The organism is Chryseobacterium limigenitum, assembly GCF_900114875.1.
Lineage (GTDB): Bacteria > Bacteroidota > Bacteroidia > Flavobacteriales > Weeksellaceae > Chryseobacterium > Chryseobacterium limigenitum.
In genome coordinates this window covers 61,709-76,677 of sequence record NZ_FPKW01000016.1, presented here as the reverse complement: position 1 = coordinate 76,677, position 14,969 = coordinate 61,709, and the positions used below count along the sequence as shown (strand labels likewise).

17 protein-coding genes are annotated in these 14,969 nt (G+C 35.2%); 7 read left to right on the top strand and 10 right to left on the bottom strand.

Annotation, left to right across the window (positions count from 1 at the left end; translation table 11 throughout):
- The first annotated feature begins 23 nt into the window (after nucleotides 1-23).
- The 4 genes from BT156_RS16705 to BT156_RS16690 all read left to right on the top strand — a co-directional run bounded on the left by BT156_RS16705 (nucleotide 24) and on the right by BT156_RS16690 (nucleotide 2,875).
- Nucleotides 24-1,046: an LLM class flavin-dependent oxidoreductase gene (locus tag BT156_RS16705; protein ID WP_072411770.1), complete on the top strand. Its 1,023-nt coding sequence runs from the start codon at nucleotides 24-26 to the stop codon at nucleotides 1,044-1,046.
- A gap of 112 nt (nucleotides 1,047-1,158) precedes the next feature.
- Nucleotides 1,159-1,989 (top strand): hypothetical protein, encoded by an 831-nt coding sequence (locus BT156_RS16700; protein WP_072411768.1) that lies wholly within the window; start codon nucleotides 1,159-1,161, stop codon nucleotides 1,987-1,989.
- 21 nt (nucleotides 1,990-2,010) lie between these two features.
- Entirely contained in the window at nucleotides 2,011-2,262 is a 252-nt protein-coding gene (locus tag BT156_RS16695; protein ID WP_072411766.1) for a VF530 family protein, read from the top strand.
- Between the two features lie 112 nt (nucleotides 2,263-2,374).
- Entirely contained in the window at nucleotides 2,375-2,875 is a 501-nt protein-coding gene (locus BT156_RS16690; RefSeq protein ID WP_072411764.1) for an FKBP-type peptidyl-prolyl cis-trans isomerase, read from the top strand.
- Between the two features lie 38 nt (nucleotides 2,876-2,913).
- Here the strand turns inward: BT156_RS16690 and BT156_RS16685 are convergent, their stop codons facing one another.
- Nucleotides 2,914-3,291 carry a YchJ family protein gene (locus tag BT156_RS16685; RefSeq protein WP_072411763.1) on the bottom strand — a complete coding sequence of 126 codons (378 nt, stop codon included), beginning with the start codon at nucleotides 3,289-3,291 and terminating at the stop codon, nucleotides 2,914-2,916.
- A gap of 283 nt (nucleotides 3,292-3,574) precedes the next feature.
- Entirely contained in the window at nucleotides 3,575-5,716 is a 2,142-nt protein-coding gene (locus BT156_RS16680; protein ID WP_072411761.1) for a M3 family metallopeptidase, read from the bottom strand.
- 58 nt (nucleotides 5,717-5,774) lie between these two features.
- Between BT156_RS16680 and BT156_RS16675 the strand changes: the two genes are divergently transcribed.
- Entirely contained in the window at nucleotides 5,775-6,590 is an 816-nt protein-coding gene (locus BT156_RS16675; protein WP_072411816.1) for a head GIN domain-containing protein, read from the top strand.
- 3 nt (nucleotides 6,591-6,593) lie between these two features.
- Here BT156_RS16675 and BT156_RS16670 read toward each other — a convergent pair whose 3' ends face one another.
- The 5 genes from BT156_RS16670 to BT156_RS16650 all read right to left on the bottom strand — a co-directional run bounded on the left by BT156_RS16670 (nucleotide 6,594) and on the right by BT156_RS16650 (nucleotide 11,247).
- Nucleotides 6,594-8,477, bottom strand: coding sequence for a monovalent cation:proton antiporter-2 (CPA2) family protein (locus BT156_RS16670; RefSeq protein WP_072411760.1), 1,884 nt, complete (start codon nucleotides 8,475-8,477; stop codon nucleotides 6,594-6,596).
- Between the two features lie 3 nt (nucleotides 8,478-8,480).
- Nucleotides 8,481-9,002, bottom strand: a complete 522-nt coding sequence (locus BT156_RS16665) for an NAD(P)H-dependent oxidoreductase (RefSeq protein WP_072411758.1) — start codon at nucleotides 9,000-9,002, stop codon at nucleotides 8,481-8,483.
- 421 nt (nucleotides 9,003-9,423) lie between these two features.
- Nucleotides 9,424-10,230: a TPM domain-containing protein gene (locus BT156_RS16660; protein WP_072411756.1), complete on the bottom strand. Its 807-nt coding sequence runs from the start codon at nucleotides 10,228-10,230 to the stop codon at nucleotides 9,424-9,426.
- Nucleotides 10,211-10,639, bottom strand: a complete 429-nt coding sequence (locus BT156_RS16655; RefSeq protein WP_170857335.1) for a TPM domain-containing protein — start codon at nucleotides 10,637-10,639, stop codon at nucleotides 10,211-10,213. Before BT156_RS16655 ends, BT156_RS16660 begins: the two co-directional genes overlap by 20 nt.
- Nucleotides 10,639-11,247 carry a LemA family protein gene (locus BT156_RS16650; protein ID WP_066752292.1) on the bottom strand — a complete coding sequence of 203 codons (609 nt, stop codon included), beginning with the start codon at nucleotides 11,245-11,247 and terminating at the stop codon, nucleotides 10,639-10,641. Before BT156_RS16650 ends, BT156_RS16655 begins: the two co-directional genes overlap by 1 nt.
- Before the next feature lie 76 nt (nucleotides 11,248-11,323).
- On the opposite strand from BT156_RS16650, the gene BT156_RS16645 reads away from it, so the two are divergent.
- Both BT156_RS16645 and BT156_RS16640 read left to right on the top strand, forming a co-directional pair.
- Entirely contained in the window at nucleotides 11,324-11,818 is a 495-nt protein-coding gene (locus BT156_RS16645; RefSeq protein ID WP_072411752.1) for a dihydrofolate reductase, read from the top strand.
- Nucleotides 11,819-11,893: 75 nt separating this feature from the next.
- Nucleotides 11,894-12,457 carry a hypothetical protein gene (locus tag BT156_RS16640; RefSeq protein ID WP_072411750.1) on the top strand — a complete coding sequence of 188 codons (564 nt, stop codon included), beginning with the start codon at nucleotides 11,894-11,896 and terminating at the stop codon, nucleotides 12,455-12,457.
- Nucleotides 12,458-12,658: 201 nt separating this feature from the next.
- Here the strand turns inward: BT156_RS16640 and BT156_RS16635 are convergent, their stop codons facing one another.
- From BT156_RS16635 to BT156_RS16625, 3 genes are all read right to left on the bottom strand, one after another.
- Entirely contained in the window at nucleotides 12,659-13,291 is a 633-nt protein-coding gene (locus BT156_RS16635) for a trimeric intracellular cation channel family protein (RefSeq protein WP_072411748.1), read from the bottom strand.
- A 90-nt stretch (nucleotides 13,292-13,381) separates the two neighbouring features.
- On the bottom strand, nucleotides 13,382-13,855 hold the full coding sequence (coaD, locus tag BT156_RS16630; RefSeq protein WP_072411746.1) for a pantetheine-phosphate adenylyltransferase: 474 nt from the start codon (nucleotides 13,853-13,855) through the stop codon (nucleotides 13,382-13,384).
- A gap of 73 nt (nucleotides 13,856-13,928) precedes the next feature.
- Nucleotides 13,929-14,921, bottom strand: a complete 993-nt coding sequence (locus BT156_RS16625) for a D-alanine--D-alanine ligase (RefSeq protein WP_072411814.1) — start codon at nucleotides 14,919-14,921, stop codon at nucleotides 13,929-13,931.
- Between the last annotated feature and the right edge of the window lie 48 nt (nucleotides 14,922-14,969).

Below are 14,969 nucleotides of genomic sequence, written 5' to 3'. Positions count from 1 at the left end.
GTCCTATCTAAAAATCAAAAAATATGGAATTAGGAATAGGAATGTTTGGCGACTTATCTTTTGACCAGACAACCGGAAAATATAGAGATGCAGGCGTAAAGATCCGTGAAATTCTTGAACAGGTAAAAGCAATGGATGAGGTGGGAATTGATGTTTTCGCAATGGGAGAGCATCATCGTCCTGATTATGCGGTTTCATCACCTGAAATTGTTTTGGCTGCGGCGGCAAGTATCACAAAAAATATCAAATTGGCGAGTGGGGTAACGGTTTTAAGTTCATCCGAACCTGTAAAAGTATATGAAGACTTTTCAACATTAGATTTAATATCAGATGGAAGAGCAGAAATATTCGTAGGAAGAGGAAGTTTTATAGAATCTTTTCCTTTGTATGGGTATTCTTTAAATGATTACGAACAGCTTTTTGATGAAAAATTAGAATTATTATTAAAAATAAATTCAGAAGAAAACGTTTCGTGGTCCGGACAGCTTCGTGCGCCGATGCAAAATCAAACCGTTTATCCAAGAGCAAAAAATGATGGCAAATTGTCGATCTGGAGAGCTGTTGGCGGAACACCACAATCGGTTTTAAGCGCTGCACAATTGGGAATGCCTTTGGTGGTTGCTATTATTGGCGGAATGCCGATCCAGTTTAAAAATTTAATCGAATTTTATAAACAGGAATATCAAAAAGCAGGTCATGACGTATCTAAAATGCAGGTCGCAATTCACTCGCACACTTTTGTAAGTGATGATCAAAATGTTATAGACGGATATTTTAATAACTATAAATCGCAGATGGATAGAATCGGAGCTTCAAGAGGTTGGGCACCTTACACAAAAATGCAGTACGATGGAGGAAGAAACAGAGATGGCGCTTTATTCATCGGAAGTCCGGCTGAAGTAGCAGATAAAATCGCGTACATGAAAGAAATTTTCGGAATTACAAGATTTATCGGGCATATGGATGTTGGTGATCCTGCTCATGACGTGATGATGAAATCTATTGAATTGTTTGGTGAAAAAGTAAAGCCTATTGTTCAAAATTAATAAAATAAAACCTCCGTTGAAATTTTCAACGGAGGTTTTTCTTGAATTAAATATAAAAAGTTTAAAGAATATTGAGAATATTAATGCTACTTTTGGTTGAAACAAATTTGATATGAAAAATTTATGGGTCGTTTTCTTTGCTTTAATCGGAACAATAATAAATGCTCAGGATTTAAAAAAAACAGCAAAAGAAATACAGGAAGAAGGTATTGAATTGTATCGAAGTGAAATGGCGAGCTGGTACGGAACTGATGTTCTGAAAGCAAATTATGATAAGATGGAAAACATAAAAGGATATTTTTCCTACATTGATGGCGGAGTCCCAAAATGTATTTTCTTTTCTGAAAACAGTAAAGTTTTAGCTACAGTTGCATTTCCTGCCAATTATAATCCGAGAGATGCAAAGATAGATATGAATGAAAGAGATTTTACATCAAAAGAATTAGATTACTTCACGATCAGACAGAATGCCAACGAAAAAGTGAAAACTGATACTATTTTTCAAGAGTACAATAACACAAGTATTAATTTAATTCCTATCATTGATAAAAACAACGTAAAGAAAGTGTATGCCGTTACAGGTCCTTCGGTGGATAATATCGTTATTTTTGGGAACGATTATCTCATTAGTTTTAATGATAAAAATGAAGTGAAAAATATAGAAAAGCTACATAAAGGAATTATTGTTCAGGCTATGAAAGAGGAAAAATTGGAAAATGCAATTTCCGGACTTCATTCGCATGTTTTGGAAAATCAGCAGGCGATAACTCCCACTGATATCTGTACATTAATGCTTTACTATAAATTTACAAATTGGAATGATTATTTTGTGATTTCTAAAGATTTTGTAAGCATCTGGAGCAATAAAACTAATAATCTGGTGATTATAAAAGAAAAAGACGTTAAAAAAATGGCCGGAAGTGTTGAAAACTCTGAAAAATAATAAAAATTAAGAATAGAAAATATGCACGAAAAAGCAAAAGATCCTTTACACGGGAAAAGACTCGATGCTATTCTTGAAGAACTGGTAGAATATTACGGCGGATTTGAGAAATTGGGACAACAGATCAATATCAAATGTTTCACAGATAATCCGAGCATCAGTTCTTCTCTTAAGTTTTTAAGAAAAACAGATTGGGCAAGAGCTAAAGTTGAAAGCCTGTATCTTTATGTATTAAGACAGAAAAAAAAGAATGAACCAAAAAGTGAAAACTAAAAACAGTATGTTTGAGATTCTTCTTTAAAGGTATTTCCTCGGTCAATAATTTCAAAAATAGTATATTTGTGCCGTTAATCGTGAAAGAAAATCACGAAAAAAAAGAAAAAATATGACAATTGAAAACAATCATGTTGTAGCTGTAAAGTATATACTTCACACTATCGAAGAGGATGGAAATAAAATTCTTGTAGAAGAAACAACAAACGAAAATCCACTTACATTCTTATACGGTATGGGAATGATGATTCCTAAATTTGAACAAAATATCCTTGGTTTGAAAGCTGGTGATAAAGCCGCTTTTGTAATTCAGCCGGAAGAAGCTTACGGTGAAAAACAACCGGATGCTATTGCTCAATTGCCAATAGATATGTTTAAAGAAGCTGGAATTCCTCCTGTAGGAGTTATTTTGCCATTATCTGATAATGAAGGGAATAATTTCCAGGCATTTGTAGTAGAGGTAACACCAGAATTTGTTGTAGCAGACCTTAACCATCCAATGGCTGGGAAAGTGTTAGATTTCCAGGTAGAAATTTTAAATACACGTCCTGCGACAGAAGAAGAATTGTCACACGGTCACGCCCACGGAGTCGACGGAACAGAAGCTCACTAAAACATAATATAAATGTCCGATTTTTTATCGGACATTTTTTATTCTAAAAATTCTCCACTTACATAAAACCAACGGTTTTGTATCATTTTGAATTTTGATAATTCATGATGAATCTGCTTTTGACCGTCTTTGTCAGTATAAAAAGCTTTAAATTCAACTTTGCTGATAGAAGGTTTGTCAACAATCTCCAGTTGTGTCCATTCATTAATCTCTCCCCATTCCTGCAAGTCTTTTGTATTATGAAATTGTCTTTTGCCAGGAGATGTTGTTTCCATCAAATATTTTCCATTCGGAATGGCAAATGCCGAAAATCTTGAACGCATCAAAGCCTCAGCTGTTGGTACATTTTTTTCTCCCGTATGATAAGGTTTACAACATTCTTCGTAGGTTTTTCCTGAGCAACAGGGACAGTTCATTTTTTCTAATTTTAATTTTCAAAATACAAATTTACACGAATATATTTTACAAATAATACAGATCTCATATCAATAGAAGCGGACTTTAACCCGTTTAAATAAAATATTAATTCCAAATTGGCTTTAGACAAAACGTATACAGGAATATTTCTCCCACAGATGATTGCTCATAATCTTTTTAATAATAATTAAATACAACACAAACATCTGTGAAAATCTGTGGAAAAAAAACATTTACCATTTAAAAACAAAAAAGCATCCAAAAAATGAATGCTTTTAAAATTTATTTAATAAAACCTCTGTTTCTCAATAAAGGTTTAATATCCGGATCATGTCCTGTGAAATCTCTGAACGCCTGATTCAGGTCAACGGAATTACCTACAGAAAGAATATATTTTCTGAAACGGTCTCCATTTTCTCTTGTCAGTCCTCCGTTCTTTGAAATCCATTCCCATGCATCATTATCTAAAGTTTCGGACCATAAATAAGCATAATATCCGGCTGAATATCCACCTCCCCAAATGTGTGCAAAATAAGGCGTATGATATCTTGGAGGAACGGTTGCTAATGTAAATCCGTGTTTTATTAATGATTGTTTTTCAAAATCTAAAACAGGGATTAACTCACTTTCACTGGTCACAGTATGCCAATCCATATCAAGTTCAGCAGCAGAAACTAATTCTGTTGTCATATATCCTTGATTAAATGTTCCCGCTTTTTTTATTTTATCAACTAAAGCCTGTGGAATAGGTTGTTTTGTTTCGTAATGAAGAGCATAATTCTTTAAAACAGTCGGATCTAAAGCCCAGTGTTCATTAATTTGAGACGGAAATTCCACAAAATCTCTCGGTACGTTTGTTCCTGAAAGCGAAGGGTATTTCTGACTTGCAAACATTCCGTGGATCGAGTGACCAAATTCATGGAAAATAGTAGAAACATCATCAAAACTAATTAATGAAGGTTTTCCCGGAGCAGGTTTCTGATAATTATAACAGTTGACAATAACAGGTTTTGTTCCTAATAAATAAGACTGCTCAACAAAGTTACTCATCCAGGCCCCTCCGTTTTTAGAATCTCTGGTGTAGAAATCCAGATAATAGATCGCAATAGATTTTCCATCATGATCAAAAACTTCGTATGTTACTACATCAGGATGATAAACCGGAAGATCTGTTCTCTTTTTGAACGTCAGTCCATAGAATTTTTCAGCAGCGAAGAAAACTCCTTTTTCCAAAACGGTTGTGATTTCAAAATAAGGTTTGATTTGGTTTTCATCTAAATCGAATTTAGCTTTTCTTACCTGTTCAGCATAAAAATTCCAGTCCCAAGGCTCAACGTTGAAACCTCCTTTTTGCTGATCGATAAGATCTTGGATATCTTTCGCTTCACGTTTTGCTGTTTCTACCGCAGGAGTTGCGATTTGGTTCATTAAGTTGGTGGCAGCTTCAGGCGTTTTTGCCATCTGATCTTGCAATTTCCATTCTGCAAAGCTTTTCTTACCTAAAATCTGAGCTTTTTTAAGTCTTAATTTTGCTAATTTTTCAATAGTTTCTCTGGTATCGTTTCCGTCACCTTTTTCAGCTCTTAGCCAAGAAGCTTTGAACAGTTTTTCTCTCGTTGCTCTGTTGGTAAGGTTTTGTAACAAAGGCTGCTGCGTTGTATTTTGTAAAGCCAAAAGATATTGACCCGGTTTTCCGGCAGTTTTTGCATCGGTTGCAGCAGCTGCGATTTCGTCAGCAGAAAGTCCGTCAAGATCTTTTGCATCAGAAAAGAAAACACCGCCAACTTTTCTAGCTTCCAATAATTTATTTGAATATTGAGTCGAAAGCGAAGCTAACTCTTGGTTTACCTGCTTCAATTTTTCTTTATCCGCAGAAGAAAGATTCGCTCCTGCAATTTCAAAATTCTGTTTGTAATATTGTACTAATCTTTTGCTTTCAGGATCTAAACCATCTTCTTTGATGGATTTTATTCTTTTATAAAGATTATCATTCAGATACATTTTATCAGAATGTGCTGCAAAAATTGGAGCATATTCTTCGTCTAAAGCCTGTAAAGTCGGGTTTGTATTCGCACTTGTAAGGTTTGAAAATACAATAACAGTTCTTTTCAGCACTTCACCGCTTTTTTCTAAAGCGACGATGGTATTTTCAAAAGTCGGAGCTTCAGGATTGTTGGCGATTTTTAAGATTTCGGCGTCATGCTGTTTTAATCCAAAATCAAAAGCCGGTTTAAAATGTTCATTTTTAATTTTGTCAAATTCTGGAGCTTCATATTGAAGTTTGCTTTTTTTCATAAAAGGATTTGATGAAAGAGAAGCGTCCGGTACAGGAATTTCCTGTTGATTATCGGTTTTTTTCATTGTAGTACAAGAGTAATTAAATGCTAATGCAGAAATTAATAATACCGATGTAATATTTTTCATAAATTAGTTGTTATTAAAGTATAAAGATATTAAAAACTTAATGTATAAAACGGTAAACATGAAATCAACAACTATTTTTATTTTTTCGGCCTTCGTCTTATTATCCTCATGTAATGATAAGCATGAGAGAAACAGAGAAGACAAAAGCAATTGGGTAGATAAGGTAACCAATAAAGATCATGGCCCGGGCAAGGAAAAACAATATACAGGTGATTTTGATGAAATCGAAGTTTCTCAGGCTATCAGCGCCGAAATTATAAAATCTGAAACAGAAAGAGTAGTGGTTTATGCACCTGCCAACATTATTGATGAAATATTAATTGATAAAATCGGAAGCAAAGTACATATTCATTACAAATCCGGAATCAGAGTGATGAACGGACATAATGTTAAAGCTAAAATCTACGTCAAAGATTTTTCTAAACTGATTGCTAATTCTGCAGCAAGTATTACGGTAAATGATAAATTTACGCAAGAAAAAACAGACATCGAAGTATCTAGCGCAGCAAGTGTTACAGGAGATTTAGAAGCTAATAAATTTGAAATTTCCGCAGACAGCAGCAGTAGTTTTGACGGAAAAATATGGGCAGTTGATTTAGATGTAGAAGCATCTTCAGCAGCAAGTATCAATATTTCAGGAAAGGCTAAAAATGTTGACCTCAGTTCCTCTTCGGGAAGCAGTCTTTCTGCGAAAGATCTTATTGCAGACAATCTTAAAGTTGATGCTTCAAGCGGAGCAAGCGTTGAGGTAGGCGCAACATCAAGCATAGACGCAGAAGCTTCATCAGGAGGAAGTGTAAACGTTTACAAAAAAGGAAATGTTACAGACATCAAAAAAGATGAAAGCAGTGGCGGAAGCGTTACTATTCAATAAAAATTAAACAAGAGGTTCTTCATCTTCATCATCTGTGGATGAGGAGCCTTCCCAGTTTTTATTATCAAAATTAAGATTATCAAAAGCCAATAATTCCTCCTCACGCTGGAGGATTTCTTTTGTGGTAAAAAGAAGAATTTCATCATCGTCTTTTGCTTTTGCTAACCTTCTGATAGATGCTTTATCTATTGCCATGAATCTCTGCCCCAGACGTCTTGCGGCATATTTTCTCATTCCTGTTTCGTGAAGGACATCAACGGCCATATCAACGGCAGTTCCCAATGTTTCACGATAAATATTATCAATCCCGTTATTGAGATAAGTGTAGGCATCAATTCTGTTTTTTGCCCGGACAAAAATTTTCACATCCGGATAGTGCTCACGCACGAGATCTGCAATGAATTTATTATCATCAGCATCATCAAGACATAGAACCAAAACTTCGGCTTCTTCAATTCCGGCGGCTCTTAGAGTCGGAATTCTTGTAGCATCACCATAATATACTTTAAAACCGTAGCTTCTCAACAGCTTCACACGGTCAGAATCTCTGTCCAAAACAGTTGCCGTAACTTTATTGGCCTTCAATAATCGACCGACGGTACTTCCGAAATGCCCAAAACCAACAATGATGATCTTTTTTTGAGTAATATCATTGTCAAGAATATTAAAAGCATTTTCTTCTTCAGGAATTTCTTTAATGAATTTCGGAGTGATTAGCTTATCATTAATAATTAAAAGGAAAGGTGTGATACACATCGTAATTGCAGTAACAGCCATCATTTGAGCGTTGAGTTCCGGGCTTAAAAGATATAGATTTGAAGCATAATTAATTAATACAAAGGCAAATTCTCCAACCTGAGAAAGCGCAAAAGCATAAAATAAAGTTTGAGGAGTATCAATCTTGAAAAATTTTCCGATCGCGTATAAAACAAAAAACTTCACCGCTAAAACCGCAAAGACCGTACTGAAAATGAAAAGTGGATCTTGCTGGATAATATTAAAATTCATCGTAGAGCCCACACTTACAAAGAAGACGGCAAGCAATAACCCTTTGAAAGGATCGATCTGAGCCTCCAATTCATGGCGGAATTCACTATTGGCCAGCATTACTCCTGCAAGGAAGGCGCCCAGTGCGGGAGATAATCCGATCGCCACCATCAATTCTGAAACACCAATTACTAAAAATAGGGAAGAAGCGGTCAATAATTCCGTCATTCCAGATTTTGAAACATACCTTAAAAATGGGACGAAAACATATCTACCCAATAAAATCAAAATTACAACGCCCAGAATCACCGTTCCGGCCTGTAGCCATTCCGGTAGTTTCTGAATTAAGATCTGGACTTCGTTATCGTTGTGCCTTGCTTTATAATTGGCAATAATAGGTAAAATTGCCAAAATTGGAATCACCGCAATATCCTGAAATAGCAGAGTGGAAAATGATGCTTCACCCGCCAAGGTTTTTAGGTTATTTTTTTCCTGTAAAGTCTGTAAAACAATGGCTGTTGAAGATAGTGCAAAACATATCGCAATGGAGATTGCTTGATCAATTCTCCAGCCTACACTTATGAAAACTAGAAATAATAATGAGATTGTAAGTAACATTTGCGTGAGCCCCAAACCTACTATTTTCTTTCGCATTTCCCAGAACTTTCTGGGTTCCAGCTCCAATCCGACCAAGAATAAAAGCATGATCACGCCGAATTCACTGGCGTGCATGATGTCATTAACGTCTTTTCCGGTCAATCTGAGAACATATGGGCCAATAATGATTCCTCCAAAAATATAGCCGATCACAGAACTTAACCCCAATTTCCTAGCGAGCGGAACCATAATGATGGCAACGCCAAGGAAAATTAATGTGTTCATCGCTAAGCTGGATTCCATATTTTATTGGTTCAGAAGTTCTACAAATTCTTTTTTATGTAAAATGATTTCTTTTTTTGAAAGTTTATTGGCTTCATAAACGATCTTGATATTTTTGATATTGGCTTTAAAAACATTTAAGGAAACGATCAGTCCGCTGATGAGTTCATCAATGGTATATTTGTAAGTTCCTGTTTTGGTAAAAGATCTTTCTTTTCCGCCTGTAGTGACAAGGATATAAACTTCTTTACCTTCCAGCGGATTGTTTTCACCCTCTTTCAGCCAGTCGCGGTCAAAAACTTCATCAATCCATAGTCTCAATAATGGCGGCATTCCAAACCAGATGATGGGAAACTGAAAGATAAACCGGTCATAATTTTTTAATCGTTTTCTTTCTCTGAAAGCCGCAATATGAAAGTCTGGATATTCTTCGTAAAGATCTCTAAGGGTAAAATGTTGGTGACGGACATAGAAATTGATGAGCTCCACATTCGAGTTTGAGTGCTCTAAATAAGGGTGCGCAAAAACTACCAACGTCTTCTTCATAAAACCTGTTTTCAGTAAATATAATGAAAAAATATTGAATAAAAGACGTTTTTATAGTGGTTTTATTAACTTTTCGATATGTAAAATTGAATTTAATGTTAAATAAGATAAAGAAATGTCTCGTTTTTAGAATTTTAAATAAAAACTGGCTAAAAATTTAACAAATCATTTTAACTGTTAAGATTTTGATTAGGAAGTTAAGAATGTTAAGACATTGTTCTGTTGTTAACAATGAGAAATAGCGCGAGCGAAGCGAGCGTCAAAGCAAATAGTATTAGCGATGTCATGTTGAGCTTGTTTGATTTAATCATAAAAAAATCAGCCAAATAATGACTGATTTGATATTTTGTTTAAAACTGAATTTAAAAACTAAGTCTAGATCCCTCCGGAATGACAAACAAAGTGAATAAAAAATCAATGCTTACCATCCACCCGAAGCGCCTCCGCCTCCGAAACTTCCGCCACCGCCGAAGCCTCCAAAACCGCCTCCTCCGCCGGAACTTCCACCACCAAAGCCACCGCCACCGAAACTTCCCGGGAAAGGAAAGAATCCGCCTGGATAATTGCTGCGACCTCTTCTGGAGAGAATTACATCATCATCGTCATTGTTTCCTCCTCTTCCGCCACCTTTATTTCCGAATAAAATAGCGAGAATAATAAAGATAACAAATGCAATGAGCAGTATTTTTAAAGTACTTCCGCTTCCTCCACTTTCTGGAGCAGCAGGTTTAAATTTCCCCTGTACAGCTTCCATAATAGCTGAGGTGCCACGATTGATACCTTCATACCATTGTCCCTGTTTGAAATTGGGAGTAACGATATAATCTAAGATCTGTCCGGCAACTGATGCTGTTAAATATTGCTCAACCGCTCTTCCTTGTTGAATAGACATGGTATGATCTTCTGTTGCAATTAAGAAAACGACACCATTGTCAACGCCTTTTTTTCCGATTCCCCATTTTTCGCCAAACATTGTTGCCAGAAAATTCACATCTTCTCCTTTTGTGGAACGGATAATAATGACTTCGATCTCCGTTGAGGTAGAATCTGCAAACTTAATCAGTTTGTTATTAAGCTCATCTTTTTCCTGTTGTGTTAATAAATTAGCTTCATCAAAAACAGGGTACAAAACCGCCGGCTTTGCAGGAATAGCATATTGTGCCGATACAAAACTGTAAAAGCAAATCAATAAAAATGAAAATACTATTTTAAGAGAACGTAATCTCATTAGAAAGTTGGTTGGGGTTTTCTCCTTTTACAGGAAAATGTTTTTTTAATTCAAGACCTGTTTCCAGAATAGCACTTTTTAATGCCTTATGATAATTTCCTTTGGCAAATTCAGACGTAATATAATCATGCAGATGATCCCAAAAGGATTGATATACTTTATCATGAATTCCAACATCACCAATGATGGTAAGATATTTTTTTTCAAAATTGACATGAAAAAGCACAGCGTTTCTTTCGGCAGTTTTATTCTGACAAAGCTTTTTGAAAACTTCAAATGCCGTTTTTGCATTCTGATCTTCGGTTGTAGAGTCTATATGCACTCTAATCTCGCCTGTAGAATGTTCTTCTGCTGATTGAATAGCTTCCACGAGGGAAGCTATCTGCTGATCTGTTAAGAAATTACTCATTATTCTTTGAATGCATCTGGTGCTTTTTGAGCCCCCGCTTCCGCTTTGAAGTAAGGTTTTTCTTTAAAGTTGGTGAAATTCGCCAAAATATTATTTGGGAAAGTTTTAATTGAAGTATTGTAATCCTGCGCCGATTCATTGTAATAAACCGTTTCGGATCTGATACTGTTTTCAATTGCAGTATATTCTCTTTGGAAATTGATATATTGTTGATCTGCCTTTAAGTTGGGATAAGACTCCACAACAGCCATCAATCTGCTTAATGATCCGGATAATTCTCCTTGTGCTGCTTGGAATTTAGCCATATCAGCTTCTGTCATATTCGTAGGATCGATGTTGATAGAAGTCGCTTTAGAACGTGCTTCAACAACTTTGGTTAACGTTTCCTGTTCAAATTTTGAATACGATTTTACTGTTCTTTCCAAATTAGGGATAAGATTAGCTCTTTTCTGGTACACAGTTTCCACGTTAGACCATTTTGTATTTACCGTTTGTTCTTTGGTAACGAAGTTATTATACCCGCTCTTTCCCCAAAAGAATAGAACAGCAACAATAATAAGAAGAGCAATACCGATCGTTCCGGCGCTCAGGCAACCTTTATTTTTCATAGTTTAATTTTTTTAAATATTTTTTGTGCTAACCAAATATACAAATTATGTGCTAATTTTGCAGAAAATTATTTTAATGACAACAATTGTGGTGGCAATGGGAGAGAAGAATGAGATTGGTTTTAATAATCAGTTGCTTTGGCATCTTCCAAAAGATTTAAAACATTTTAAGGATCTTACATCGGAGCATCCAATTATTATGGGAAGAAAAACATATGAAAGTATCGGGAAACCTCTTCCTAATCGTACTAATATTGTTATTTCAAAAAAGAAAAACTGGTTTGAAGAAGGAATTTTAATCGTCGGAAGTATTAAAGAAGCCGTAAAATTCGCTAAAAAAATCGATGAAAATGTTTTCATTATCGGTGGCGGAAATATTTATGAGCAAACGATGGATTTGGCAGATAAATTAGAAGTTACTTTGGTGAAAGCCGATCTGGATGCGGATACCTATTTCCCTAAAATTGATGCTAAGGTCTGGAAAAAAACAGAAGAGGTATTTCATGAAAAAGATGAAAAAAATCAGTATGATTTCTATTTTCAGACATTTGAGAGAATTAAGACTGAATAGTTCTCGAAATTCTAGGCTCTAACTTCTAGCTTCTAACCTCTAAATTATTTATCTTTGCACTTCTAAATTTTAATAATGAATAAATACATAAAATTCGTAGTCGCGGCTATCATTATCGCAGCGGGAGTTTATCTAATGACGAATAGAAATATAGGCTGGGGAATTGTTTTGGTTGTTCTTTCTGCTGTACCTATTTTTCTTTTCTTTAAAAATGAATATATCCTTTTGGCATTCTGGCAATTAAGAAAACAGAATATGCAAAAAGCAGCAAATTATTTAACCGGTATCACCAATTACCAAAGTCAGCTTCACAAATCTCAATATGGATATTTCCATTATCTGCAAGGTTTGACATTGGCTCAGGATCATCCTACGAAAGTGGAACCTCTAATGAAAAAAGCGTTGGAATATGGTTTAAATATGAAGCACGACAGAGCAATGGCGACATTAAATCTTGCTGCGGGAGCGATTTCTAAAGGAAGAAGACAGGAAGGTCAAAAACTATTGGAAGAAGCAAAAAGATTAGACACTGCAGGAATGATGACGGATCAGATCAAAATGATGAAAGATCAGTTGAAAATGCCAACAATGCAGAAGCATATCCACAATCCTCATATGAGACAAAGAGGGAAGTTCTAGTTTAGAATTTGCTTATAAATATAAATGCATTTGATTTTTTTCAAGTGCATTTTTTATTTTGAATAATTAGATTTTAATATGTTTCGTGATATCACTAATACTATCTGCTTTGACGCTCGCTTCGCTCGCGCTTTTCTTTTATTATGGGAAACGAATTCTTAATATTCTTCACTTCTTAATTAAAATCTTAATGGTTTGAATCTACATTTCCGAACTATGATCATGCCCATAGAATTTTGGGATCTGCCAGTGATATTTTACAGCCAATGTTCTTATGGAAACAATTAATAAGATCGTAAAGATTTGAATGATTGTGTAAGAAAGTGTAGTGAATTTTGTTAAAAATAAAAATGCAGAACCCCCAACGATACAAGCTGTAGCATAAATTTCTTTTCTAAAAATTAATGGAATTCTATTCAGTAGAATGTCCCGGATTATCCCGCCGAAACAGCCGGTAATTGTTCCAAGTCCGATACATATTAAAGGATGAATATCTGCATTCAAACCTTTCTGAACACCGATTATGGTAAACAGTCCCAATCCGAAACTGTCAAAAATAAATAAAGTAACCTTAAAGTTTTTCTCCAAAGATTTAAATATCATTGAAAAAATACTTGTAATGATAATCACGGCACAGGTCAAAAGATCGTGCATCCAGAAAACCGGAATGTCCAATAATAAATCTCTCACAGTTCCGCCTCCGACTGAAGTCACGAAGGCAATAATAAGTACGCCGAACGGGTCAAGACGTTTTTGCATCGCTGCAAAACTTCCCGACATCGAAAAGGAAATCGTTCCGAGTACTTCTATGGCAAAATTGAACTGTTCGTGCATATAATATGGGTGATAAATGATAATTAATGAATGATTTCTTCATAAGCAAATTTTCTACCATTGTATCAATTATCATTTATCGCTTATCAATTATTTTACTTTTTTCGGAACCCTTACCGCTTCGGGAACTAACAATTCATACTCGCCGCTGTGATTGATAATTTCTCTCACAATACTGCTGCTGATGAAAGATTTTCCTGATGAAGTTAATAAAAACACGGTTTCCAATTTTTTATGAGCCAAAGTTCTGTTGGTGTGAGCGATTGCTTTTTCGAATTCAAAATCTGCGGGATTTCTTAATCCTCGAAGAATGTACTGAGCATTTTTTTCGAAGCAAAAGTCAACCGTCAGGCCTTCAAAATAATCTACTTCAACGTTTGGAAATTCGGCAACGGAGTTTTGGATGAATTCCATTCTTTTTTCCAACGGAAACATGTATTTCTTTTGAGAATTTTGTCCGATGGCAATGATCAATTTATCAAAAAGCGGAGCCGCTCTTTCTATAATATCATAGTGTCCTAAAGTAATTGGGTCAAAAGATCCCGGAAAAACAGCAATTTTCATGTCTTAAAGAGTTTTGAATAATTGGTATTTGGTTTTTAGTAGTTTCCAAACACTAAAAGCCAAATACGCAACACTAATTTCTAAATTTATTTAAAGCCTTTTCAACTTCATTTCCGCAAAGATCTTTGATAGAAATTCCGTAGATTTTTGCCTGTTGAGGAAGAATACTTGCCGGAGAAAATCCTGGGTTTGTATTCATTTCCAACATATAGGGAATACCGTCCATCAAAATAAACTCACTGCGCGAAAAACCGCTCATTCCTAGAGAATCGTAAGCTCTTTTTGAAATTTCTTCGACTCTTTTTGTTGTTTCGGCATCAATTCTTGCAGGGGTAATTTCTTCGGAAGCACCTTCATATTTTGCTTCATAATCGAAGAATTCATTTTGAGGAACAATTTCTGTAATTCCCAGAACGATGGTTTCACCTTTAAAATCAATAACGCCTACCGAAACTTCCATTCCGTCTAGGAAACTTTCAATTAAAATTTCATCATCTTCTTTAAAGGCAATTTCTGTCGCTGCAATTAATTCAGACTTTTCTTTCACTTTAGAAATTCCTAAAGAAGAACCTGATTGATTAGGCTTAACAAAAACAGGAAGTCCCAATTCATCAATGATTTTATCTACATTAATATCTTCACCTTTTCTTAAATAAACACTCTTCGCAGAAGGAATCCCATATTTAGACAATACCGCCAAAGTATCTTTTTTATTAAATGTTAAAGCACTCTGGTAAAAATCACAACCCGTGTAGGTTTGCCCGATGGCATCCCAATACGCTTGTAAAATTCCATTTTCGCCCGGAGTTCCGTGGATAATATTAAAGCAAACATCAAATTTTAGCTGCTCATTATTATCTAATGTCACGGAGAAGTCACCTTTGTTGATGGCATATTTTTTATCATTTTCACCTAAAAAATACCACTCATCTCTAAGAATGACCACTTTATGTACATCATAGAGGTCTCTGTCTAAAGAATCATAAATTAATTGACCGCTTTTCAGGGAAACAACATATTCGTCGGAATAGCCTCCCATAACTACGGCAACAGTTTTTTTGCTCATAACCATATAGTATCAATTAGGGCAAATTTAATGATTTTATACAATGCA